Genomic DNA, 20,459 nt, shown 5'->3' on the forward strand with positions numbered 1-20,459 from the left:
AGCGGACATCCCGCTTTACGACGCCGGGCAGAGTATGATTGCAATATATTGTACAATATGTTGTAATATCTTTGTCACAGGCCGGAGAATCGTCAGAATGCGAAATTACCTACCGCTGCTTTCAGCCCTGTCGCTCTTCTGGGCGGCGGGCGCCTTGGCGGGTACTCCATCCCTTACGCGCGACGAAAAGGCTGCGGTTGTCGCGTCGCTCAACAGCACCTTGACGGCGAACTATGCGTTTCCGGACGTGGCACGGAAAATTGCGCCGGTCCTTCAGGCGCATCTGGAAAAGGGGGATTATGACGCGGCCGCTACCAAGGCCGAGCTTGCCCGAAAGCTGACCGAGGACCTGGTCAAGGTCAGCGGCGACCTGCACTTCTCGGTGGGCGTCGATCCTGAGTGGGTCGCTGATTATCGCGCGTCGGCCGACCCGTCGATCAAGGCCAGGATGCGCAAAGACGAACTGGCCAAAATGGAAGCGGTGAATTTCGGCTTTGACGAGGTCAGTCGCCTGAAAGGCAATATCGGATATATCCGCTTCAACTATTTTGCCGACCCGGAGACTGCCTACGATACCGCCGCCGCTGCGATGCGTTTTGTCGGCAATACCGACGCGGTCATCATCGACCTGCGCTACAATAACGGCGGGTATCTGGAAATGGCGCAGTTTCTGGCCAGCTATTTCTTCTCCAGCGAAAAAGACCAACTGCTGTTCGATTACAATTACAACGAGGACGGCAAGACAATCGCACGCGGCCAATGGGTGCTGCCGGGTCTGCCCGGCAAGCGCATGGTCGACAAGCCGGTCTATATCCTGACCGGCTCCACGTCGTTTTCCTCGGCGGAATGGTTTTCCTACGCGATGAAAAAGCTGGGGCGCGCGACCCTGATCGGAGAGCGGACCGCCGGCGGGGCGCATCCGGTCGCCCGCAAGCCGGTCAATGATGATTTCTTTGTCCAGGTGCCGATCGGTCAGATACGGGACCCGGTCGATCATGGCGATTTCGAGGGGGTGGGGGTGGAACCCGACATCCAGAGCCCGTCCATTGAGGCGCTGCCGCTGGCACATAGGCTGGCGCTGGAAAACCTGGCGAAGACCGACAGCGCAAGACGCGAAGAATATACCTGGCTGCTGCCGGCATTGACGGCGAAAATCCAGCCCCCAAAGGTGGACGCTGTCATGCTGCAAAAAGCCGTCGGGACGTATGAGGGGCGCAGGATCGTCATGGAGAACGGCACGCTGTTCTGTATCTGGCGCGACCGTCTCAGGGTCGCCCTGGAGCCGATCGGCCCGGACCTGTTCGCGGTCGAAGGCGTGGCGGACTTCCGCTATCGTCTCGCTGCGCAACGCGGAAAAGTAACAGCGCTGGAGCGCGTGAACAGGGACGGCAGTATCCAGCCGTATAAGCGCCTTGACTGAGCCTGTGACCCATCCGGTGGCGATCGATGACATCGTGTTTCTCGGCCGCGCCGTCGAGCGGCTGAGTGTGCTGATCGCCGAACAATCGAAAGCGGCCTTTACCGAAATGGGGATCACCATCCCGGTTCGCTCGTGTTCTCTCATGACTGTTCTTGCCAGCCTGGGTCCGGCCTCGGCATCGGATATGGCGCGGGAACTGGGACATTCGCATCAGCTGGTCATGCAGAAGATACCCAAGCTTGTCAGCCTGGGGCTGATACAGCACCGGGACGACGATAATGATGCCCGTCGCCGGATATTCTCTCTCACGGATGAAGGCGTGCGGCAGCTGGCGAAATTCGAACAGTGCACAGCGCGGTTCCGCACGGCCTATGAAGGGCTGTTCGCGGAGGTGGGTGACATAAGACAACTTGTCGACCGGACCGTCGATGCGCTCAACGAGCGGCCGCTGGACCAGCGCATGCATTCCTTCGTCTTCGCGGCGCATAGCGTGACACGCGGGCCAGCAGCTGATCGGGGCCGAAGTTGAGGCGGTGTTCGACCACCGTCTGCGCGCCTTAACGTCATTTGCTTACGGCTGATCCTGTTTCCAGGCCGTGGAATTTCCCCCCACTAAGGCGTGTTGTTGCCAGGACTTTCCAGGGCGGCGGCTTCGCGTGATTCCGTGCGGATGCCCATGATCAACAGCCACAGGCACGTGCCCAGCTCACCGATCGAGCCGGGTATCACCGAGAGGTAGGGCAGGGCCGAGTCGTGGTAGCCGGGAAAAACGAGCGGAATGAGAACATTGGCCAGATAGCCGGCGCACCCGAGCAGCAGCAGGACCCCTATAGGACGCGGTATCGCGCCAGACTTGATAATCAGCCAGCCTAACGGCATCAGCCACATGCCCCAGAAGATCGACGCCGTCGTTTCGGCAAGCCGATGGGCGGTGAGGGCGTCCACGACCTGCACGGCCAGCCGTTCGCTCCCGGCGCCTTCGATCAGCGTGGCGATGCCCAAGGCGTGCTGGATTCCTGTAAAGGACATGCTCACGCCAACCGTGGCGAAAACGACCATGAGCCCGGCCAGGATCCGGCCGTGGACCTTCAGCAGTCCGTAGAGAATGACCGGCAGGATGAGGAACAGGAGGCTGCTGATGATGCCGCTGGCAATGCCCAGGCGGAACAGCATGCCGGATGCCGTGAGCCGGCTGAGCGTCATGGCCGGATCGCCGGCGACGATGAGCTGCGATGGAACATAGAGCAGGTTAAACGCCCCCGTCAGGGAGGCCAGAAGATAGGTGAGCCCCGCCAGGCGGGCCGTATGATTTGCCAGTGATGTCATTGCCGGGCCACTCCTTCGCGCCCATGACGGTCCCAGCAAATCCTCGCGCCTGTGTCATCCGATCCAGTTGGACCGGACATAAACTATGAGGCTTCGTGCGCAGGCGTGGGCGCCGCTGGCCTTGCCGCGCGGCGAAACGCGCTTGGAGAGGTTCCAGCATGTTTCTTGAACGCAGCGTTGAAGGTCGACCGCGCATTGAAGCCGACATCATAGGCGATGGTCACGATGGCGTCGTCGCTGCCGGCAAGCCGCCCTTGCGCTGCCACGACACGATAGGAGTTCACGTAGTCGAAGAAATTCGTCCCCATGCGACGGCTGAAGGTCTGCGACAGATGATCTTCCGATATGCGCAGGCGATCGGACAGCCGGCGCAGCGAAAGTTGCGGATCGGAATAAAGGTCGGATTGTGTCATGGCCTGCGCCAGTCGCGCTTCGATCGCGGCGAGGCGTTCATCCTCGAGCAGCGAGCGGGCGTAGCTGGCTTTTTCCGGTGGCGGGCTGGCAGGCGCGACGGGATCGAAGACCGGCTTTTGCAGCAGGCCGAAAAACGCGATGAAGCCAATCCAGATCAGCTCGAAACAGGCGGTGAGCGCAGGGTACCAGGCCGGCCGGCCACCGGAAATGCCCCAGATTTCGCCCAGGCTGTACCACGCCCAGGCACCGCCAAGGACGAACAAAGCCCAGCGTATCCAGTCCAGCGACCGGTCCTCGATGTTCGAGAGCAGGTCGCGGAGACGCGATACGTGAGTCAGGACAAGCCGGAAGGCGGCGGCGAGATAAGCGAGCGACACGCCAAGGAAGACAACAAACGTCAGCTTGCATGCCATGAACGCCCAGTCGCGCAGCGCGGGATCGGGATATTCCAGCGATAGAAGTCCGGCCTTGGCTTCGCTCGACAGGAGGAAGAAGGGCGACATGATCGCGAAGATCATCACCGGTCCGGATAGCGCCCAGGCATCGCGGGGCCTTAAGCCCTGCGGCGACGGGGCGGTCACCGATCGCACATAAACATAGAAGGCGGGGGCCAGTAGTGTCTTCAACGGAAACAGCAGGCCTGCCAGGTGCGGCGCCGCGGCGTATCCTCCCACCAGGTAGACCAGCCAGTCCGCCTTGGTGAGGGCATAGAGGCCCAGGAAGACCGCGAAGGACAGGGTCTGGTCGCTGCGGCCAATCCGTTGCACGCATAGCAGGCCCGCCGCAAACAGCGTCGCGGCGACGGTCATCGCGACGGCGATCACCTCGACAAGATGGCCTGTTGTCATTTTCCCTCCCGGACATGACCGCTCGGCGAATGTTGTTGCATGGCGCCCTGTTGAAGGGAAGGCCACGTACTGGCCGGGCCAGTCGCGGCGAGGCCATGTGTTGATTTGCCACTAATAAAAACAACTGCCAAACACGTGTTGCAGGCCCTGAAAATTCCTGCAATAGTCTGAGTAATATAATGCGCCGCGATACGAACGACGGCGAGGTATTGGGAGACATCAAAATGAAACGCACCCTAGCTGCGGCCCTTGCCGCCTGCCTCATCGCCGGCCCCGTGGCGGCGCAAACGGCCACGCCTGCCGAGACGGCTGCACCGGCCATCACCGAGGATTTCAAACCGTCCGCGCTGAACCAGCCCGGTCAGCAATTTCCTCAGGTCAATTCACAAGGCTATGCCCGGTTTCGCGTCGTCGCGCCCGACGCTAAAAGCGTCAGCGTCAGTCTGGGCGGGAAGGGCGGCACAGTCCTGACCAAGGGCGCGGACGGCGCATGGACGGGCACGACGGCCAGACGGGAAGACGAGGGCTTTCATTATTATCACCTGACCGTCGATGGCGGTTCCTTCAACGACCCGGGTGCGTTAAGCTTCCAGACCTCGAGCGGCATCGAGATTCCGGCGCACGACGGTGATTTCTATGCGCTCAAGGATGTGCCCCACGGCCACGTCAGCCAGATCCTGTTTGCCTCGCCCAGCACAAACGCGCAGCGCCGCGCCTTTGTCTATACGCCTCCCGGCTACGACAAGAATGCCAGCACGCGATATCCGGTGCTCTACCTGCAGCACGGCTGGGGCGAGGACGAAACCTCGTGGCCGAACCAGGGCCGCGCCAACCTGATCATGGACAATTTGATCGCAGCCGGGAAGTCGAAGCCGTTCATCATCGTGATGACCTACGGCATGACCAATGACACCGGCTTTGGCGGGCTGTCCAGCTTTGATATCAAGCCGTTTCAGACGGTTCTGCTGAACGAGCTGGTTCCCTATGTTGACAGCCATTTCCGCACGCTTGCCGACCAGCCGCACCGCGCCATGGCGGGGCTTTCGATGGGCGGCATGGAAACCAAGATGATCACCACGGCGAACCTCGACAAGTTCAGCCATATCGGCCTGTTCAGCGGCGGCACCTTCTCGGTCGACGACGTCAATAAGACGCCGGGCTTCAGGGACAGGATCAAGCTGGTCTTCGTCGGTGTTGGCGGCCGTGAACTCGAAGGCGGACGCTTTGGTGGCCCTCCGGGCGCCAAACGCATCGATGTGGTGGCGCAAGCCGAGGCTTTGAAAGCATCCGGTTTCAACAGCGTCTTCTACGTGTCACCCGATACGGGGCACGAGTTCCAGTCATGGCGGCGCGCCCTGCGTGAATTCGCACCGTTATTGTTCAGGGATTGATAAGGCGATCGCTTAGGCCTGCGCCCTGCGCTGTGACACCTTCACTTTTCGGCGGCAGGCTGACCGGCCCGTCGCCGGAAGGACATGCACGTCGCGCTTGCCGGGCACAGGCTGGCGAATTCCGCAGACGCGGCGATGGCGGGGGGCGCATCGCCGCGGTCGCGTACCGTCCATCCGAGGCGTGTGAAAAACGCCGCCGCCGTATTGGTCAGCAGCCACAGCTCCACGACACCGGCTTCGGCGACGATCCGCCCGGCAAGCGCCGCGCCGTGCCCCCGGCCCTTGTAATCCGGCAGTATGACCAGAGACCGCAAAAGCGCATGATCGCCGTAGCGCTCAATGCCGCCATAGCCCACGGTTTCGCCGTCCATCACACAGCGCCACATCCGTTGATGACCGGCGCCGAGGTCGCTCACCGGCAGGCCTTCGGCAGCCAGGGCTGCATGCAGATCCTCATCCATCGCGCTGATCGCTTCGATAGTCATGGCACCCTCAACATCTGCTGCAGGTCGCGGCCGGCGTAACGCATGCGACCGGCTTCGGGACAGCCTCCCTGCGTTCGGAATAGCGGTCAACCAGATAGTCCGCACTGTCCCGCGTCATCAGGGTGAACTTGACCAGCTCCTCCATGACGTCGGCAATCCGGTCGTAATAGCTCGACGGCTTCATGCGGTCATTGTCGTCGAACTCGTCATAGGCCTTCGCGACCGACGACTGGTTGGGGATGGTAATCAGGCGCATCCAGCGCCCCAGAATGCGCAACTGATTGACCGCATTGAACGACTGTGAGCCGCCGGAGACCTGCATGACCGCCAGGGTCTTGCCCTGGGTCGGTCGGATCGCGCCCAGCGCCAGCGGTATCCAGTCGATCTGCGCCTTCATGATGCCGGTCATGGCGCCATGGCGCTCGGGCGAGCACCACACCATGCCTTCGCACCATTGCACCAGATCGCGCAGTTCCTGCACCCTGGGGTGCGAAGGGTCTGCGTCGTCGGGCAGGGGCAGGCCGGACGGATTGAAGATGCGCGTCTCGGCGCCGAAGGCTTCCAGCAGCCGCGCGGCTTCCTCAGTCACCAGACGGCTGAAGGCGCGCTTGCGCACCGAACCGTAGAGCAGCAGGATCCTCGGCATGTGGGTCGAACGGACTGGAGAAAGCAAGGCCTCGCGGTCAATGGCCCGAAAACTCCGGGTATCGATATTGGGAAGATCGTCAGCCACGCTTGCCCTCCGCATCATTCATCACGCTGCCGTCTTCCAGGAGGCCCGGTTCCCTGGCAGGCGACTTGGGCTCGCCCAGGGCCTGCCGCGCGGTCAGTCCGGCCAGCAGCCGTTCGTGCGTCCACCCGCCGCTCGGATATTCAACGACAAAGGGCTGGTATCCGGGGGATTCGATGACAGGCGTCACGCGTGCGTCTCCGGCTTGAGAAACCACGTACAGACCCAAAGCCCCAGCAGCGCGCCTGCGAACTGGGCGGCGATAAAGGCCGGCGCGTCTACCGGCCTGATGCCGGCAAAGGTGTTCGATAAGGATCGGGCCAGCGTCACCGCGGGATTGGCGAACGAGGCCGAGGCGGTGAACCAGCAGGCGGCCATGATATAGAGGCTGACCGCCGCCGGCACGAAATCGGGGCGCGTCCGATGCGTGGCGAAGATCGTCAGGATAAGGCCGAAGGTCGCGACACCTTCGGACAGCCACTGCCCCGGGCCTGCGCGGACCTTGAGCGAGGTCTGCAGGATAACCTCGCCGAACATGGCGTGGGCCAGCCAGACCCCGGCAACCGCCCCCGCGACCTGCACGGCGGTATAGGCAACGGCCTGGCGCACGGGCAACTGCCGCTTCATGGCGATCAGCAGTGTCACAGCCGGGTTGAAATGCGCACCCGAAACCGGCGCCAGCATGGTGATCAGTACGACCAGCATGGCGCAGATCGCCGTCACATTGCAGAAAAGCGCTATGGCGACATTCCCGCCCGCCAGGCGCTCGCCCATGATCCCTGAGCCGATGACGGTCGCCAGCAGCAGAAGCGTGCCGGTGAATTCGGCAAACAGACGTCGATTGAGACTGTACATCAGCAGCGCCGTACCTGGTCGAGGACGGGCTGGCATACCGCCTTGCGGCCGCCGCAGCAGTCCTCCATCAGAAACAGTATCAGTCCCTGCACGGCGCTGTAACTGGCGGCATAGCGGATGATCCGCCCGTCACGCAGGCTGGTGATCAGCCCCGCCTGGGCCAGGATCTTGAGATTGACCGACATGGTGTTCTGCCTGATCCCCAGCCGCTCGCCTATCTCTCCGGCGGGCAGACCCTCGGGTCCGGCCTGGATCAGCAGGCGCAGCGCATCGAGGCGGGTTTCCTGGCTAAGGGCATCGAACGCGGTCAGGGCTGATTTTTTATCCATATATCACGATATAACGATATAAATGGCGACGTCAACCGTGTTCGACCTGTTTGGCCCTGCACGACGACTTTGATGCGATCTACCCCCTAGACAAATGAAATCACTTGCGCAGGAAGGTAAGCGCCAGACCGGTCGACCAGACCACGCCGGCTGCGGCCATCAGAAGTCCGGCCGGTGGCAGGGCGAGCACTGTCAGCGACACGAGCGCCAGCACTCCGCCGACGAAACACAGCCAGCGCGGCAATACCTTATTGTGCCAGGCCGACAGGACGACCCATCCGGCCCAGACGCCATTGAGCGCCACCGAGGCCAGGCCCAGCCCGTGCGCCAGCGGGGTGATCTTTTCCGGATCGCCGATGCCAAAATGCAGCGGCGCCAGACCCGTGACGGCGGACGCCGCCAGCAGGACAGCGGACAGGATGCCGACAGCAAGGGCTATCGGCTGCGCCTTGCCGGCGATGATATTAAAGCGCCGGTCGAGCGACGCCGCCACCCACGCAGCGGTTACGGCCGAGGCCAATTTCAGCGCCTCCGCTGCCGTCAGAAGCTGCACATGTTGTCCCAGCCTCTGGTCCCCACCGGCGTCAACCAGGCTGCCCGCACTCATGGCGGTCATGAGCTGGATGCCGACCACCACGGAGCCGATGACGCATATCGTCCCGGCGATTGCCGCAATGGCGCCGCCCGTGTCTCGCGTCCGGCGGACGGCCTGATGGTCCTGCATGTTTCCCCTCCGTTGGCCGTCATCTCGCCATATGACTGCCGCCCGGGCAAGTTACTGTTCGGTAATTTGCCGTTGAAGCGGAGGCGCCGCCGGCTATTTCGCCAGCACCAGTTCGACGCGGCGGTTCTGCGCCGCGTAGCGCGACACGCCGGTCAGCGGCTGATCCGGGCCAAAGCCGCGTGACTTGAGGCGGTCGGGCGTTACCCCGGCCGAGACCAGGTGCTCGACCACCGCCTGCGCACGCTTTTGCGACAGCTGCTTATTGGTCTTGCGGGCGCCGGACATGTCGGTGTGGCCATCGACCCAGAAGGTCTTGTCCTGAAGCTCGGGCGACTTCATCGCCGTGGCAAAGGTGTTCAGCTCTTCGAAGGACTCCTGCGGGATGACCGCCGATCCCTTGTCGAAGTTGACCTTGATGGCGATGGCGCGCTTGGCGCCGGCAGGGCGGGGCTTGGCCTTGACGACTGCAGGCGTGCTTGTTTTGGCTTGGGGCTTTGCGGTCAGCTGCGGGGCGGGAGCGGACGTCTTCTGGGCCTTGGACTGGTCCTGGAGCGAGAACATGCGCAGCTTGATCTCGCCGTCTTCGCCAGCCGCCGTGGCGTCAGGTTCCGCCGGCGCGCTGTCGCTTGCGCAGGTGTCCGTCATGGCGCAGATGACGTCCTGGGTGGTCGTCTTGCCGGGTTTGTCGGCAGGTGTCTGGGCCAGGGCGGCGCTGTTGGCGACAAGCAATACCGTCAGCAAGCTGGCGGTCACATAGGCTTTGGACATGGTTCGACCCCGCAAGTAATGTTTCGGCCATTCTCCTCCAGGGCGAGTGGTCCGTCAATTCGTAATACCGGCGTTACAGCCCGCCATAGGTCTGGAACGCCGCCCAGAAGAACATGTTCGACTTCTTCGTCTTGATCATCTTGCGCTGGGCGACCCTGAGCGCCGCCGCCGGTGTCGCGCCGCGCGCCAGTTCCTGGTAGAAATAGCCCATCAGTTCGCGCGTGCTGGTATCCTCGACCTGCCACAGGCTGCCGATGATATTGTCCGCCCCGGCGAACATGAAGCCACGGATCAGCCCCATCACCTCGTCGCCGGTCATGACCTTGCTGCGCGCGGTTTCGCAGGCGCTGAGCACGACCAGATAGGCGTTGAGCTGGACGCCGTAGAGCTCCTCGGCCGTCAACAGCCCGTCCTCACTGCCCGATGCCGCCAGCAGGACCGCCGATTCGAGCGGCACCTTGGAGTTATACGTGGCGTGCGCCGCCAGATGGATCAGGTCGGTGCCCGGCGCCTGCTGCTTGAAGCTGGCTTCGGAGGCGGCGGCGTTGAGCAGCGGCGTGGTCTTGAGGATGCCCGCGACGTCGGTCGCCTCGGCCTTGGCGTTCGGCAGGGCAACCGCATTGGCGAAGGCCAGCGTCGGATCCCCCAGCACCAGGCTGCGCGCCTTGCGGGCCTTGCCCTGGGCTTTCAGCGACCGCAGGATGGTCAGGTTGGGTATGACCGCGACGGCGTGGGTTTCGATCAGGTAGCCATCCGGCCCTTTCAGCCCGCCGAACGGCACGTAGAACAGGTCGCCGGTCGGCACGATGATCAGGTCCATGCCCTTGATATCGGCGGCAGCGGGGGCAATCAGGCTGTCGTACAAGCGGCTCGAGACGTCGGCGCCGCGCGTCAGCACGGTCTTGATTGTCGCGCCGTCGTCGGTGGCGTTCTTTTGCCCGATGTCGCTGAACAGGTCGATGAATTCGCTCGTGCCGGCCTCTACGGCGGTCGAATTGAGCGGGTACTGCTTCACCCTGGCTTTTGATACGAAGAACAGGGCATAGCCGTCATTGGTGCGCGAATAGAGCAGGACGGCTTCGTTCGGCTTCAGGTCGGCGCGGACCGAGGCGACCGTCACCGGCGCGGGGCTGATCAGGCCCGACACCTTGGGCGACAGGGCCTGGAGGGTCTGCTTTTCCTTCGTGGCGCTGTCCTGGTAGCGGATGACTTCGGCCGAATTGCCGTCGCCCATGGCCATGCGCGCATAGGCTTCGTTTTCGGACAGGCTGGCCACGACGGTCGCGACCTGGGGCTGGCTGTTGAAAATGACCTTCGAGCGCGAATTAACCAGATCGGCCAGGGCCCGGCTCTTGCCGCGTTCGGAATAGTCGATGGCCTGGTCGGTCAGCCCGGCCTTCAGCGAATAGTCGACCACGGCGCGATAGACATACTGCTTGTCGCGCAGGAAGCCGATGCGCCCGCCTTCGGAACCGATGGAGCCGCGCAGGCGCTCGATCACATCGGCGGACCTTTTGTAGTAGGCCAGCCCTTCGTCGGTGCGGCCCTGCTTCGCCTTGGTGTCGCCCAACAGGGCGTAGACCATCCAGCTCAGGTTCAGCTGATTGGCGGTGTCCGGCGCGGACGACACGGCCGCCAGGTGCTTTTCGGCCCCGGCATAGTCCTGTTTGGCGATCAGGACCTTGGCGATCGAAATGTCGACCAGCGCATTAGCGCCTGGCGCGATGACCGAGATTTCGGTGACGCCGAAGCGGAATTCATCGAACGGATCCAGCCGGAAGGGCTCGACCTCGGCCTTCATGCCCATCGTCTTTTTGGGGACGAGGCTGTAGCGCTCGGACAGCAGCGCTTCGGAATGAAAAAGCATGTCCTCGGCGGCACGGTAATCCTTGGCGGCGATAAACAGGTTAGCCGAAAGATAGGCCCAGGTCGGCTCAGGGTCGCTCTGCCATTGCTTGGCCAGCTTCAGCGCCTCGGCGCGTCCGGGGCCGCTGGCGACGCCATTCGAGTCCTCGATCGCCACGGCGGCCAGGGCGTGGATATATTGCGCCGAACGGGTTTTAACGCCCGCCGACAGGCTTTCGGCCAGTTCGTACTCGCCGCGTTGCAGCAGGATCAGGGCACGCTTTTCGCGCACCGTTTCCGCCGTCATCGCGCCCGCCTTGACCGCCTGGTCGAGACACAGCTCAGCCTCTTCGCCGACATCGGCGCGGATCAGGCTATTGCACAGGAATTTCAGCTGGATGGGCGTCAGGTTGGGGTAACCCTTCGCCTTCAGCCGGACGATGAGCGGCGTATATTGCCCGCCCTCGATCTGCGCGATGTCTTCGTCGGTGAAGCCGGCCGCCTTGACCTTGGCCTGGGCCAGGCTGTGGTCGATGATGGGGGCGGCGGCGCAGCCCGTAAGGACCACGCCGGCCGCGACCGTCAGGGCAATAAAAGGGGCGAAGGGCTTCATGACGGCCTGCTAAAAGTTGTAGCCGAAGTTGAGCAGGGCGCCCTTGTAGTCCTTCTCGCCGTCGATGAGCGTCAGGCCAAAGCGCACCGAATTGGTCTGCAGCCCCTTCTGGATGCGCCGCGTGCCGACAGAGACCGAATATTCGTTGTAGGTCTTGATGTAGAGGTTGTCGCCGTCCAGCTTGTTGCTGACCAGGTCGACCTCGATTGTCGCCTTGCGGCCGAACATGTTCATCGGCAGGTCGTTCTCGAAGCGGAAGCCGTTGCGGAATGATTTGACGTCGATGTCGTAGTCGAGCTTGAAGTCATCGACCTCGATGGCATTCGACTTGAGCGATGCCACGCTGGCCGTCCACGTCGCCTTGAAGCTGTTCTTGCGCCAGCTGAGGACGCTCGACACCGCCGTCGAGGTGAGGATGGCGGCGCTGCTCATGTCCGGGCTGAGCGTGGCGCCGATACGGACCGAGGGGATGACGCTCCAGTTCACCTGGCGTCCCTTGACCACCGGCACCTTCAGCGAGATGCCGCCGTTGGCCAGGTAGGACTTCGATCCGGCAGCGTCGGTATAGGCAAAGACGCCGCTGACGCCCAGGGCGATGCCGCCGGAGGTGAGGGGGCGGATGGTGTCGAGCGGCACGGTGACGCGGGTCACGTCATACCGGCCCGTGTCGAAACGGCCGATGCTGGGCGAAAACGAGGTCATCGGCGGCAGGATGGAGGCGGCGCTGCCGTCGCCTTCACCGCCGTCGTCGCCGAACCCGCCCATATTGGTGGCCGTATCACCGTCGATGCTGACCATCTGCGACAGCAGGCTGGCCGGGTTGCCGGCCACCGGATCGACGGCGGTATTGCCGGCGGCGTACTGGCCCAGGCGGCTTTCGAAGCTCAACCCGTTGGCCTTGACGTAGTCGAGAAACTTGTCGGCCGCGTCGTCGATGTCAACGCCGGTGAAGCTTAGTCCGCTGAGGCCCAGTCCCGGAAAATTGACACCCAGCGTGCCCTGGCCAGCTTGCGTTTCATCGAAGGTGAAGGTGCCCGTCGCGCCGCGGAAATCGAAATAGGTGAGGACGGGTTTGACGCTGTAATCGAAGCCGTCGAAGCCAGTCTCGCCCTCGGCCAGGTCCGCCAGGTCCTCGAACTTGGTGAAGCTCACCGTCTTGCGGGAGGCGTCGGGCGTATCGATGTAGCCATAATTAACCTGGTACAGGTCCTGGGCGTGCGCCCCGCCGGTGAATGCGACAAATAGGATCGCCGAGCCGCAGGCAGCGCGAATGAAACTTCTCATGAATAAATTCCTGAAATAACAACGAATTAAAGCGATTGCATTGGGCGTGCCGGTCAAGCGCCGGCGCGTCAGGCGGGGCAAATTCTACCCCAGATACGGACACTGTCCCCTGCCAAAATTCCCTGATTACGACGTTATGCCCGCGACTCAGGGGATGTCAAGGCGCGTTCTTTCCGGGCCGCCTGGCGCACCGGTACGGCGGGGGTATTGACTTCAGGCGTGTACGCAGCGCCTGCGTAGACCCTCGTCGCCACGCCTTCGACCGGCATGAAAATGCCCGCGCCTTTTCGAGGCGCGGGCATTTCCTTCACACTTCAAACCGGCCTAGTCGTGGCCGGCGTGGCCTTCGTGACCGTCCGTCTTGCCGGCGGCCTTGTCCTTGTCGCAGCAGCAGCACTTTTCCATAGCTTCGCAGCAGGACTTGACGGCATCCTTGACCGCTTCCGGTGCGGCGGCATAGGCGCCGCCGGCGGCGAACAGGGCAAGTGCCGAGACGATGATGATAGATTTCATGTGTATAACTCCATAAGATGATTGAGGTTTTCGATCCTGGGGAGTGTCAGCGCGGCGGGGGCGCCTGCGGGGGATAGGAAAGCCCGGCGAACGCATCTTGCCTGAGCGCGAAGCTTAGCGGCAATGCGCGGGCGGCATATTCGAAACGGAAATCGGCCTCGGCCAGCAGCGGACATTGCTGGCCGCACGCCTTGGCAGCCGCCGGAGCCTTCTCGGGACAGCACGGCATGTCCGGCATCGACGCGGAGACCTGGGGCATATGATGCGCGTCAGGCCCCGCCACAGCCGGCGCGGCCATGCAAAGCAGCAGCGCCATCAGGCCTGCGATCATCGAAACGGCTTTGAGCAGACGCGGGAGCATTGCGCGATCTTATAGCGAACCGTCATCGCTGGCAATCGATCGCGTCACCCGGACTGAAAGCGCCAGAAGCGGAAATGTGACAACGTCAGTCATGGTTGGTCGTCCACCGGCAAAAGCGGAGCTCGCCAAGCGTCGTTCCTCCCGGGATGATTTTCCCGGCGGGAGCGTTGAGAGACTGTCAGGAATTCGGCAGGTACTTATTCAATAGTCCCTCAAATGCCGCAAAATCGATTGGCTTGGACAAATAGTCGTCCATACCAGCGCGCAGACATCTTTCACGGTCGCCCTGCATACTGAAGGCAGTCATGGCGATGATAGGCAGCCGACCTTCGCCTTGCGCCTTCTCCCACTTGCGGAAGCGCGCCGTCGTTTCGAACCCGTCAATGCCTTCCATCTGGATGTCCATCAGCACCAGGTCGAATCCGCCTCCCTGTATCAGCGCCAGTGCGTCGATGCCGTTGGCGGCGGTCAGTGACTGATAGCCGAGATTGTCGAGCAGGGTGGTTGCCACCAGAATATTGGCGGCATTGTCTTCGACCAGCAACACCCTGCCGTGGCGCTGGGTATTGACCGATTTCTCCGATATAGCCTCCAAGGGGTCGCCATCAGCGCTTGCGAGCGCGAAGGGCAAGGACAGGGTGAAGGTCGAGCCTTCGCCGACCGAGCTTGAAACCGTGACGGCACCCCCCATGCGCTGTGCCAGGCTCTGGGCGATTGGCAGGCCCAGCCCCGTGCCTCCGAAGCGGCGGGTCGTCGTGCTGTCCGCCTGGACAAATTTCTCGAAAATCTGGCCAAAATTGTCTTCCGAGATGCCGATGCCGGTATCAGTGACCACAAAGGAAAGTTGCGTCAGCCCATCTGCCTCAGCCGCATGTGTGACCGCGATCGTGACGCCGCCCGTGTCAGTAAACTTGACCGCATTGCTGACCAGGTTGAGCAGGATCTGATAGAGGCGCTGGGGGTCGCCATTGAACAGACCGGGGGCGGGTTCAGGGGCGAAATCGAGATAGATGCCCTTGTCCGAAGCCTGCTGGCTCAGCATCTTGACGGCGCGCATCACGACCTCGCCAGGCGAAAAGACAACATCTTCCAACTCGATGCGGTTATCCTCGATCTTGGAGATGTCGAGCAGGTCGTTGACCAGGGCCAGCAGACTGTCGGCGCTTTGTTGCAGGGTCGAGACGAACCTGTTCTGTTGCGGGTCCAGCTTTGTGCGCCCCAGCAGGTGCGCCAGGCCGACAATAGCGTTCATCGGCGTGCGGATCTCATGGCTCATATTGGCCAGGAATTCGCTCTTGGCGTTATTGGCCTGTTCGGCCTTTTCCAGCGCCTCTTTCAACTGCCGCTCGGCGTCGCGCACGCGTAACAGTGAGCGTACGGTCGCCACCAATTCCAGTCCGTCGATCGGCGTCGTCAGATAGCCGTCGGCGCCGCATTCCAGCCCCTGCGCCCGGTCGCGGCCTTCGATGAACAGGGCCGAGGTCATCAGCACAGGTGTGGATTTGTGTTCGGCGTGCCCCTTGATTCTGAGGCACATGTCGAAGCCCGTGCCGTCCGGCAGGTTGACGTCAAGGATGACGAGGTCGACAGGGGTGGCATGATCGTCCAGCAAGGCCTGGCCTTCGCCCAGGGTCTTTGCCTGCAGCGTCTCGTAGCCGGCCTTTTTCAGCAGCCGCGAAAAGGCGTACCGATTGGTTTCGGTGTCGTCGATGATCAGGATCGTTTCAGACATTGGCAGGCGTCTTCTTTGTCGTTTCGATCTGGCGGAAAATTTCGGCTATGCAGCGCAGGCGCTCGGGGTGCGACAGCGCTTTGGACAGGACAGCAGAGGCGTCGGTAAGCAACGCCGAGGTTTCGGCTTCGGTGAGGGCCTTGCTGCTGTTGACGATGACGGGGATGTCGCGCGTTTCCGGCAGGCGTTTAAGTTCTTTCAGCACGTCCTCGCCCGCGATGTCCGGCAGGCCGAGGTCGAGGAAGATGGCGACCGGTTGCGACGCCAAGGCCGCGCTCAGGCCGCTGGCGCCATCGAAAGCTTCGATGATGGCGTCGCTGTGGCGCTCGATGGCCTTGCGCAGGATGTAACGATCGGGGGTGTGATCGTCGATCAACAGGATGCGGTCGTGGCGCACGCCGGTCATCTCGGTTTGGGGCGCGCGATATTCGACCTCTTCGGGACCCTGATAGCGGCTGGGCAGGATGAGGGCGAAGGTGGACCCTTCGCCCAGCGTGCTCTTGACGACAACCTGGCCACCCAGCATTTCCGCCAGGCGGCGCGACAGGGGCAGGCCGAGACCCGTGCCCTGGATGCGCATCTGGTGGTCGCCTTCGACCTGGGTGAAGTCGTCGAAGATGCGGCCCTGGTCTTCCGACGCGATGCCGATGCCGGTGTCGGTGACGGCGAATTCGAACCAGTCGGCGTCGATCGCGCGGGCCGACACCTCAATGCGGCCTTTCGTCGTGTATTTCAGCGCGTTCGAAATGAAGTTGCGCAGGATCTGCGACACCTTGCCTTCGTCGCTGATCAAGGGCGCGTGGTCGGTCCAGTCGGCAAAGCTCAGTTCGACGGCGTGGTCAGCCTGGAGCAGGGGCCTCAGCATGCCGCGCAGCACGCGGAACATCTCGGAAATCTCGAACTGGCGCGGCCGGATGACGACCTTGCCGGCCTCGACCTTGGCGAGGTCGAGCACGTCATTGACCATGCCGGACAGCTCGCGCGCGCTGTTGCGGATAAAGACGATCTGCTTTTCCTGTTCGTCGGTCAGTTCGCCGTCCAGGCGGTCGATGAGAATGCCCGAAATGCTGATGATCGAGTTGAGTGGCGTGCGCAGTTCGTGGGTGATGGTCGACAGGAATTCGGTCTTAAGCTCAGAGGCGCGCTTCTGGTAGTCGGCGCGCTGTTCAAGTTCGCTCGACAGGGCAACGACGCCGCGGTTGGTCGCCTCCAGTTCGAGGTTGAGCTGGCTCAAGGCGACCTGCTGGCGCTGGACCTCGTCGAGCGCGGCCAGCAGTTCCTGGTTCTGGCGCTGCATCTCCTCGAACGGGTTCTGCGGCGTTTCGGAAGCCAGGGCCTCGGAAACGCTGGCGCTGATATCGCGGGCATTGACCGGCCTGCCTTTCGGCAGGTCGCAGCCGAGCACGATCGTGGTGCCTTGCGCGCCGGTTTCGATGTCGAAGCGGTCGACCAGCCGGCGCGCGCCGGCAAGGCCAACGCCCATGCCGGTCTTGGAAACGTAGCGGCCGGACAGGATGTCATCGAGATTATTGATACCCTGGCCGCGGTCCGACACACGCATCACCATGGCCTGGGGTGGGGTGGTTTCGACGGCGAATTCGACGCGGCCCCCGGGGGTATACTGGAAGACGTTGCGCACCAGCTCCGACAGGGCGGTGGCGATCCTGACCTGGTCCTGCGACGCAAAACCCAGGTGCTGGGCGATCTGGCGGGCGCGGCGGCGCGCCAGGATCAGGTCCTGTTCGTAGCGGATTTCGACTTTCAGCAGCGATACGCTCATAACCCTATCGCCTCCGTACGACCACAACCGTGGCGTCGTCGCGGCCGCGTTTGAAGGCCTTGTACATGACGCCCGCGATGACGGCCGCCGATCGTGACGTCAGGCCCGGGAAGTCGTCGAGCTTCCAGCTTGTCGTCAGCCCGTCGGAATGCAGGATGATCAGGTCATCGCCGCCGCAATCATAGCTGAATTCCTTCACCTTGTGGATCTGATGGCCGACAATGCCGTTCATCGACACGATGCCGCGCGGCTTTGGGAACGCCATGACGTATCCGCCTATATTGCCGATGCCGGCACAGGACAGCGCATTGGCCGACGCATCGAGCCGGCAGGCCAGGACCGCCGCGCCGCGTGTCCCCTTGGCGCCCGCGTGCATCGCGTCGAGCATCGGTCCGGGCGGCAGTTCACCGCGCCGGTGGAAAATATCGAGCACGGCATAAGAGGCTTCAGCGGCGATCGGGCCGTGGCCCAGGCCGTCGCTGACGACGATATCGAGCCCGCTCGGCCAGGCCTTTACCGCCCAGCTGTCGCCGCAGGTATGCTCGCCCGCGACCGGCAGGCAGACCGCGCCGACGTCATATGAGGATTGCGGCCGTGCGCCTTGCCACAGCTCTGAGACAATGACTGACCCCTTACCTGTATACGAATAGATATCGAGGCTGCCGGCCAGGCGCTTGACGGCGCCTAATCCAGTGCCGGGACTGCCAGCGGTCGAATAGCCGTCTTCCAGGCATTTATACACGTCCATGCCTGGCCCGTCGTCGATCGACATGATCTCCAGGCCCGGCGCATCGTCCGCGCCGATGACGCGCACCACCAGGGTGCCGCCGCCGGCGTGTTTGACCAGATTCCCGCCCAGTTCGGTTGCGATGATACCGGCGCGACCATGCAGGGTTTCATTGAACCCCAGCGCCTTGGCGGCGTTCATCACCTGTCGGCGGGCGTCGCCGACATCGTGCAGTTCCTTGATCGGGATAGCCAGTGACTGGCGGCGCAGGTCTACTTCCATCGCGCGATCATGACGCGCGTGCCTTGCCCCGGTGCGGTGTGAATTTCAAATTCGTTGCTAAGGCGCTTGGCGCCGCTTAGTCCCAAACCCATACCGCTCCCCGACGTCCAGCCGTCCGTCATCGCCTGTGCTACATCCGGTATTCCCGGACCGTGATCTTCGAAGGTCAGACGCACGCCTTTACGCATGTCGTTCTGTAAGGATTCAATGAGTGCCGTGCCGCCGCCGCCATAGATCAAGGCGTTGCGCGCCAGCTCACTGGTGGCGGTGACCAGCTTGGTCACGTCGACGAGTCCGAGGCCCGCGTCGGTCGCAACCACACGCGCGCGCTGGCGCACGGCCACGACGTCGGATTCACTGCGGATCGGCAGGGTCTCAGATGTCTTGACGATCATCGCCATAGCTCTCCGGAGCCCTCGTGACTCCGCGAAGCAGATGCATGCCCTTTTCGACGTCCAGCGCCGTCTTCACACCTGGCAGGGTCAAGCCCAGCTCCACCAGTGTGATCGCCACGGCCGGCTGCATGCCGACAACGACGGTCTGGGCGTCGAGGACGCGCGACATGGCCGAGATATTGGCGATCATCCGGCCGATGAAGCTGTCGACGATTTCCAGCGCGGAGATGTCGATCAAAACGCCGGTGGCGCCGGTCTGGGCGATGCGGTTGGTCAGGTCGTCCTGGAGCGTCATGGCCAGGCGGTCGTGCATGTCGACCTGGATGGTGACCAGCAGAAAGTCACCCATGCGCAGAATTGGGATGCGTTCCATGTTTAAGCTACGCTTGCTGCCTTGGTGCGGGTAATCGTCAGGCCCTTGCGTTCAAGGGCCACGGCAAACGCCGCGGCCAGGGTTGCCTTGGTCGTGACATTACCCAGTTCTACGCCGAGGTGGACGATGGTCTGGGCGATCTGTGGACGGATGCCGCTGATCAGGCAGTCGGCGCCCATCAGGCGGGCGGCGGTTATCGTCTTCAGCAGGTGCTGGGCGACCAGGGTATCGACGGTCGGAACGCCGGTGATGTCGATGATGGCGACGGTCGAGCCGGTTTCGACGATGCGCTGCAGCAGCGATTCCATGACCACCTGCGTGCGTGCGGAATCGAGCGTGCCGATGACGGGGAGGGCCAGGATGCCCTCGGCCAGGCTGACGACCGGTGTCGACAGTTCCAGCATGTCTTCCTGCTGACGCTGGATGACCGCTTCGCGCGTCTTCAGGTAGACGTCCATGGTGTAGAGGCCCAGCTTGTCTAGGATTTCGGTCGCTTCCCAGACGGCAGCCGCCAGGGTTGCGGCGTCGGCGGCGTGGGCCTGGCCCAATGCCGTGAACAAAGGCTTCTTGAACGAAAAAACAAAGGTGGCGGTTTCCGACGGCGAAAAGCCCGCTTGCGCGCGCTGGTTCGACATTTCGGCCAGGAAGCGCATGATGGCGTCCCAGTCGGCGCCGCGCAGGTCAGACGTGTTGTCGTCGCGGATGGCCGTGGTGAACAGGCGCAGGAAGGTCTCGCACTGCGTGCGCAGATCGGCTTCCTTGATGCTGCCCTGACGGCTGGTTGCGCTGGTTTGTGTCTTTATCCACTCTTCGAGCAGTGTTTTGGTATTGTCGTTAATCGCCTGGTAAAGGGCCATTCTGCCAGCCTCGCCGCCTATCATTACATTTCCTAGGCGGATCCTGCCGGTCTCGAATCAAGACCAGTCGTTCCGCTTCGCCCACCGTGGCGCGAGGGCGAGTAGCCATTTTTTTGCTTGTGCGGTCAAGCGCACACAGAAACGTTTGCATAAGACCGTATCGGTTTCTTATTTTGTGCGTCGTGACCGCTGCAGGGCGACAGGTGCAGAGTTTTCGAGGCTCGACGCATATGGGGCGGTAAGCCTGATCTGTTATCGGTCGGCCCGGAGTCGATGGCATCGGCGATGGTGTGGCTCCATGGCAAGCTGATTACCGGACATCTGGTCCTCAGACCCCAGACCCCAGGCAAGCGACAATCGCAACGACGCCTGTCCTTAGCGCACAAGTGGAACCGCTGTTGTTCGAC

Annotated in this window: 22 protein-coding genes; 3 read left to right on the forward strand and 19 right to left on the reverse strand. The window is 62.6% G+C overall.

The genetic code is table 11. The annotated features are described in order from the left end of the window. The first annotated feature begins 97 nt into the window (after positions 1–97). Together AC1DON_RS07775 and AC1DON_RS07780 are read left to right on the forward strand one after the other, a co-directional pair. Positions 98–1,420 (forward strand): S41 family peptidase, encoded by a 1,323-nt coding sequence (locus tag AC1DON_RS07775; protein WP_476934209.1) that lies wholly within the window; start codon positions 98–100, stop codon positions 1,418–1,420. Next, positions 1,413–1,949, forward strand: a complete 537-nt coding sequence (locus AC1DON_RS07780) for a MarR family transcriptional regulator (RefSeq protein ID WP_476934210.1) — start codon at positions 1,413–1,415, stop codon at positions 1,947–1,949. The genes AC1DON_RS07775 and AC1DON_RS07780 overlap by 8 nt, the downstream gene beginning before the upstream one ends. An 83-nt stretch (positions 1,950–2,032) precedes the next feature. On the opposite strand, the gene AC1DON_RS07785 is transcribed toward AC1DON_RS07780, so the two are convergent. Both AC1DON_RS07785 and AC1DON_RS07790 read right to left on the reverse strand, forming a co-directional pair. Continuing rightward, a complete protein-coding gene (locus tag AC1DON_RS07785; RefSeq protein WP_476934211.1) occupies positions 2,033–2,746 on the reverse strand; it encodes a DUF4386 domain-containing protein in 714 nt (237 codons plus the stop codon). A gap of 83 nt (positions 2,747–2,829) precedes the next feature. Beyond that, entirely contained in the window at positions 2,830–4,008 is a 1,179-nt protein-coding gene (locus AC1DON_RS07790) for a helix-turn-helix domain-containing protein (protein WP_476934212.1), read from the reverse strand. Between the two features lie 224 nt (positions 4,009–4,232). On the opposite strand from AC1DON_RS07790, the gene AC1DON_RS07795 reads away from it, so the two are divergent. Further along, positions 4,233–5,399, forward strand: a complete 1,167-nt coding sequence (locus AC1DON_RS07795; RefSeq protein ID WP_476934213.1) for an alpha/beta hydrolase-fold protein — start codon at positions 4,233–4,235, stop codon at positions 5,397–5,399. A gap of 41 nt (positions 5,400–5,440) precedes the next feature. On the opposite strand, the gene arsN2 is transcribed toward AC1DON_RS07795, so the two are convergent. The 17 genes from arsN2 to AC1DON_RS07880 all read right to left on the reverse strand — a co-directional run bounded on the left by arsN2 (position 5,441) and on the right by AC1DON_RS07880 (position 20,052). After that, positions 5,441–5,884, reverse strand: coding sequence for an arsenic resistance N-acetyltransferase ArsN2 (arsN2, locus tag AC1DON_RS07800; protein WP_476934214.1), 444 nt, complete (start codon positions 5,882–5,884; stop codon positions 5,441–5,443). 7 nt (positions 5,885–5,891) lie between these two features. Further along, positions 5,892–6,632: an arsenical resistance protein ArsH gene (gene arsH, locus AC1DON_RS07805; protein WP_476934294.1), complete on the reverse strand. Its 741-nt coding sequence runs from the start codon at positions 6,630–6,632 to the stop codon at positions 5,892–5,894. Next, positions 6,610–6,831 carry a hypothetical protein gene (locus AC1DON_RS07810; protein WP_476934215.1) on the reverse strand — a complete coding sequence of 74 codons (222 nt, stop codon included), beginning with the start codon at positions 6,829–6,831 and terminating at the stop codon, positions 6,610–6,612. The genes arsH and AC1DON_RS07810 overlap by 23 nt, the downstream gene beginning before the upstream one ends. Next, positions 6,801–7,469 (reverse strand): aquaporin, encoded by a 669-nt coding sequence (locus tag AC1DON_RS07815; protein WP_476934216.1) that lies wholly within the window; start codon positions 7,467–7,469, stop codon positions 6,801–6,803. Before AC1DON_RS07815 ends, AC1DON_RS07810 begins: the two co-directional genes overlap by 31 nt. After that, on the reverse strand, positions 7,469–7,798 hold the full coding sequence (locus tag AC1DON_RS07820) for an ArsR/SmtB family transcription factor (RefSeq protein ID WP_476934217.1): 330 nt from the start codon (positions 7,796–7,798) through the stop codon (positions 7,469–7,471). Before AC1DON_RS07820 ends, AC1DON_RS07815 begins: the two co-directional genes overlap by 1 nt. A gap of 100 nt (positions 7,799–7,898) precedes the next feature. After that, positions 7,899–8,522: a hypothetical protein gene (locus AC1DON_RS07825; protein WP_476934218.1), complete on the reverse strand. Its 624-nt coding sequence runs from the start codon at positions 8,520–8,522 to the stop codon at positions 7,899–7,901. A 93-nt stretch (positions 8,523–8,615) separates the two neighbouring features. Beyond that, positions 8,616–9,290 carry an OmpA family protein gene (locus tag AC1DON_RS07830; protein WP_476934219.1) on the reverse strand — a complete coding sequence of 225 codons (675 nt, stop codon included), beginning with the start codon at positions 9,288–9,290 and terminating at the stop codon, positions 8,616–8,618. 73 nt (positions 9,291–9,363) lie between these two features. Continuing rightward, on the reverse strand, positions 9,364–11,748 hold the full coding sequence (locus AC1DON_RS07835; protein WP_476934220.1) for a CHAT domain-containing protein: 2,385 nt from the start codon (positions 11,746–11,748) through the stop codon (positions 9,364–9,366). Positions 11,749–11,757: 9 nt separating this feature from the next. Next, positions 11,758–13,032, reverse strand: a complete 1,275-nt coding sequence (locus tag AC1DON_RS07840; RefSeq protein WP_476934221.1) for a hypothetical protein — start codon at positions 13,030–13,032, stop codon at positions 11,758–11,760. Between the two features lie 324 nt (positions 13,033–13,356). Continuing rightward, a complete protein-coding gene (locus tag AC1DON_RS07845; RefSeq protein WP_476934222.1) occupies positions 13,357–13,545 on the reverse strand; it encodes a hypothetical protein in 189 nt (62 codons plus the stop codon). Between the two features lie 46 nt (positions 13,546–13,591). Then, positions 13,592–13,906, reverse strand: coding sequence for a hypothetical protein (locus AC1DON_RS07850; protein ID WP_476934223.1), 315 nt, complete (start codon positions 13,904–13,906; stop codon positions 13,592–13,594). 178 nt (positions 13,907–14,084) lie between these two features. After that, positions 14,085–15,638: a response regulator gene (locus AC1DON_RS07855; RefSeq protein WP_476934224.1), complete on the reverse strand. Its 1,554-nt coding sequence runs from the start codon at positions 15,636–15,638 to the stop codon at positions 14,085–14,087. After that, the gene (locus AC1DON_RS07860) at positions 15,631–17,418 is read right to left on the reverse strand and encodes an ATP-binding protein (protein ID WP_476934225.1); all 1,788 of its coding nucleotides are present in this window, start codon (positions 17,416–17,418) and stop codon (positions 15,631–15,633) included. Before AC1DON_RS07860 ends, AC1DON_RS07855 begins: the two co-directional genes overlap by 8 nt. Before the next feature lie 4 nt (positions 17,419–17,422). Beyond that, the gene (locus tag AC1DON_RS07865) at positions 17,423–18,427 is read right to left on the reverse strand and encodes an ATP-binding SpoIIE family protein phosphatase (RefSeq protein ID WP_476934226.1); all 1,005 of its coding nucleotides are present in this window, start codon (positions 18,425–18,427) and stop codon (positions 17,423–17,425) included. Further along, positions 18,418–18,822, reverse strand: coding sequence for an anti-sigma regulatory factor (locus tag AC1DON_RS07870; RefSeq protein ID WP_476934227.1), 405 nt, complete (start codon positions 18,820–18,822; stop codon positions 18,418–18,420). Before AC1DON_RS07870 ends, AC1DON_RS07865 begins: the two co-directional genes overlap by 10 nt. Beyond that, complete coding sequence (locus AC1DON_RS07875) at positions 18,803–19,195, reverse strand: STAS domain-containing protein (RefSeq protein WP_476934228.1); 393 nt, start codon at positions 19,193–19,195, stop codon at positions 18,803–18,805. Before AC1DON_RS07875 ends, AC1DON_RS07870 begins: the two co-directional genes overlap by 20 nt. Positions 19,196–19,197: 2 nt before the next feature. Then, positions 19,198–20,052, reverse strand: a complete 855-nt coding sequence (locus AC1DON_RS07880; protein ID WP_476934229.1) for an STAS domain-containing protein — start codon at positions 20,050–20,052, stop codon at positions 19,198–19,200. Between the last annotated feature and the right edge of the window lie 407 nt (positions 20,053–20,459).

Source organism: Asticcacaulis sp. P4_H10, assembly GCF_056400965.1.

What these genes read in the sequence shown, in the direction of transcription:
- AC1DON_RS07795 (WP_476934213.1), top strand. Translation starts at nt 4,233, where the DNA reads ATGAAACGCACCCTAGCTGCGGCCCTTGCCGCCTGCCTCATCGCCGGC.
- AC1DON_RS07820 (WP_476934217.1), bottom strand. Translation starts at nt 7,798, where the DNA reads ATGGATAAAAAATCAGCCCTGACCGCGTTCGATGCCCTTAGCCAGGAA.
- AC1DON_RS07870 (WP_476934227.1), bottom strand. Translation starts at nt 18,822, where the DNA reads ATGATCGTCAAGACATCTGAGACCCTGCCGATCCGCAGTGAATCCGAC.
- AC1DON_RS07865 (WP_476934226.1), bottom strand. Translation starts at nt 18,427, where the DNA reads ATGGAAGTAGACCTGCGCCGCCAGTCACTGGCTATCCCGATCAAGGAA.
- arsN2 (WP_476934214.1), bottom strand. Translation starts at nt 5,884, where the DNA reads ATGACTATCGAAGCGATCAGCGCGATGGATGAGGATCTGCATGCAGCC.
- AC1DON_RS07830 (WP_476934219.1), bottom strand. Translation starts at nt 9,290, where the DNA reads ATGTCCAAAGCCTATGTGACCGCCAGCTTGCTGACGGTATTGCTTGTC.
- AC1DON_RS07840 (WP_476934221.1), bottom strand. Translation starts at nt 13,032, where the DNA reads ATGAGAAGTTTCATTCGCGCTGCCTGCGGCTCGGCGATCCTATTTGTC.
- AC1DON_RS07845 (WP_476934222.1), bottom strand. Translation starts at nt 13,545, where the DNA reads ATGAAATCTATCATCATCGTCTCGGCACTTGCCCTGTTCGCCGCCGGC.
- AC1DON_RS07825 (WP_476934218.1), bottom strand. Translation starts at nt 8,522, where the DNA reads ATGCAGGACCATCAGGCCGTCCGCCGGACGCGAGACACGGGCGGCGCC.
- AC1DON_RS07875 (WP_476934228.1), bottom strand. Translation starts at nt 19,195, where the DNA reads ATGGAACGCATCCCAATTCTGCGCATGGGTGACTTTCTGCTGGTCACC.
- AC1DON_RS07855 (WP_476934224.1), bottom strand. Translation starts at nt 15,638, where the DNA reads ATGTCTGAAACGATCCTGATCATCGACGACACCGAAACCAATCGGTAC.
- AC1DON_RS07880 (WP_476934229.1), bottom strand. Translation starts at nt 20,052, where the DNA reads ATGGCCCTTTACCAGGCGATTAACGACAATACCAAAACACTGCTCGAA.
- AC1DON_RS07860 (WP_476934225.1), bottom strand. Translation starts at nt 17,418, where the DNA reads ATGAGCGTATCGCTGCTGAAAGTCGAAATCCGCTACGAACAGGACCTG.
- AC1DON_RS07785 (WP_476934211.1), bottom strand. Translation starts at nt 2,746, where the DNA reads ATGACATCACTGGCAAATCATACGGCCCGCCTGGCGGGGCTCACCTAT.
- AC1DON_RS07835 (WP_476934220.1), bottom strand. Translation starts at nt 11,748, where the DNA reads ATGAAGCCCTTCGCCCCTTTTATTGCCCTGACGGTCGCGGCCGGCGTG.
- AC1DON_RS07775 (WP_476934209.1), top strand. Translation starts at nt 98, where the DNA reads ATGCGAAATTACCTACCGCTGCTTTCAGCCCTGTCGCTCTTCTGGGCG.
- AC1DON_RS07850 (WP_476934223.1), bottom strand. Translation starts at nt 13,906, where the DNA reads ATGCTCCCGCGTCTGCTCAAAGCCGTTTCGATGATCGCAGGCCTGATG.
- AC1DON_RS07790 (WP_476934212.1), bottom strand. Translation starts at nt 4,008, where the DNA reads ATGACAACAGGCCATCTTGTCGAGGTGATCGCCGTCGCGATGACCGTC.
- AC1DON_RS07815 (WP_476934216.1), bottom strand. Translation starts at nt 7,469, where the DNA reads ATGTACAGTCTCAATCGACGTCTGTTTGCCGAATTCACCGGCACGCTT.
- arsH (WP_476934294.1), bottom strand. Translation starts at nt 6,632, where the DNA reads ATGCGGAGGGCAAGCGTGGCTGACGATCTTCCCAATATCGATACCCGG.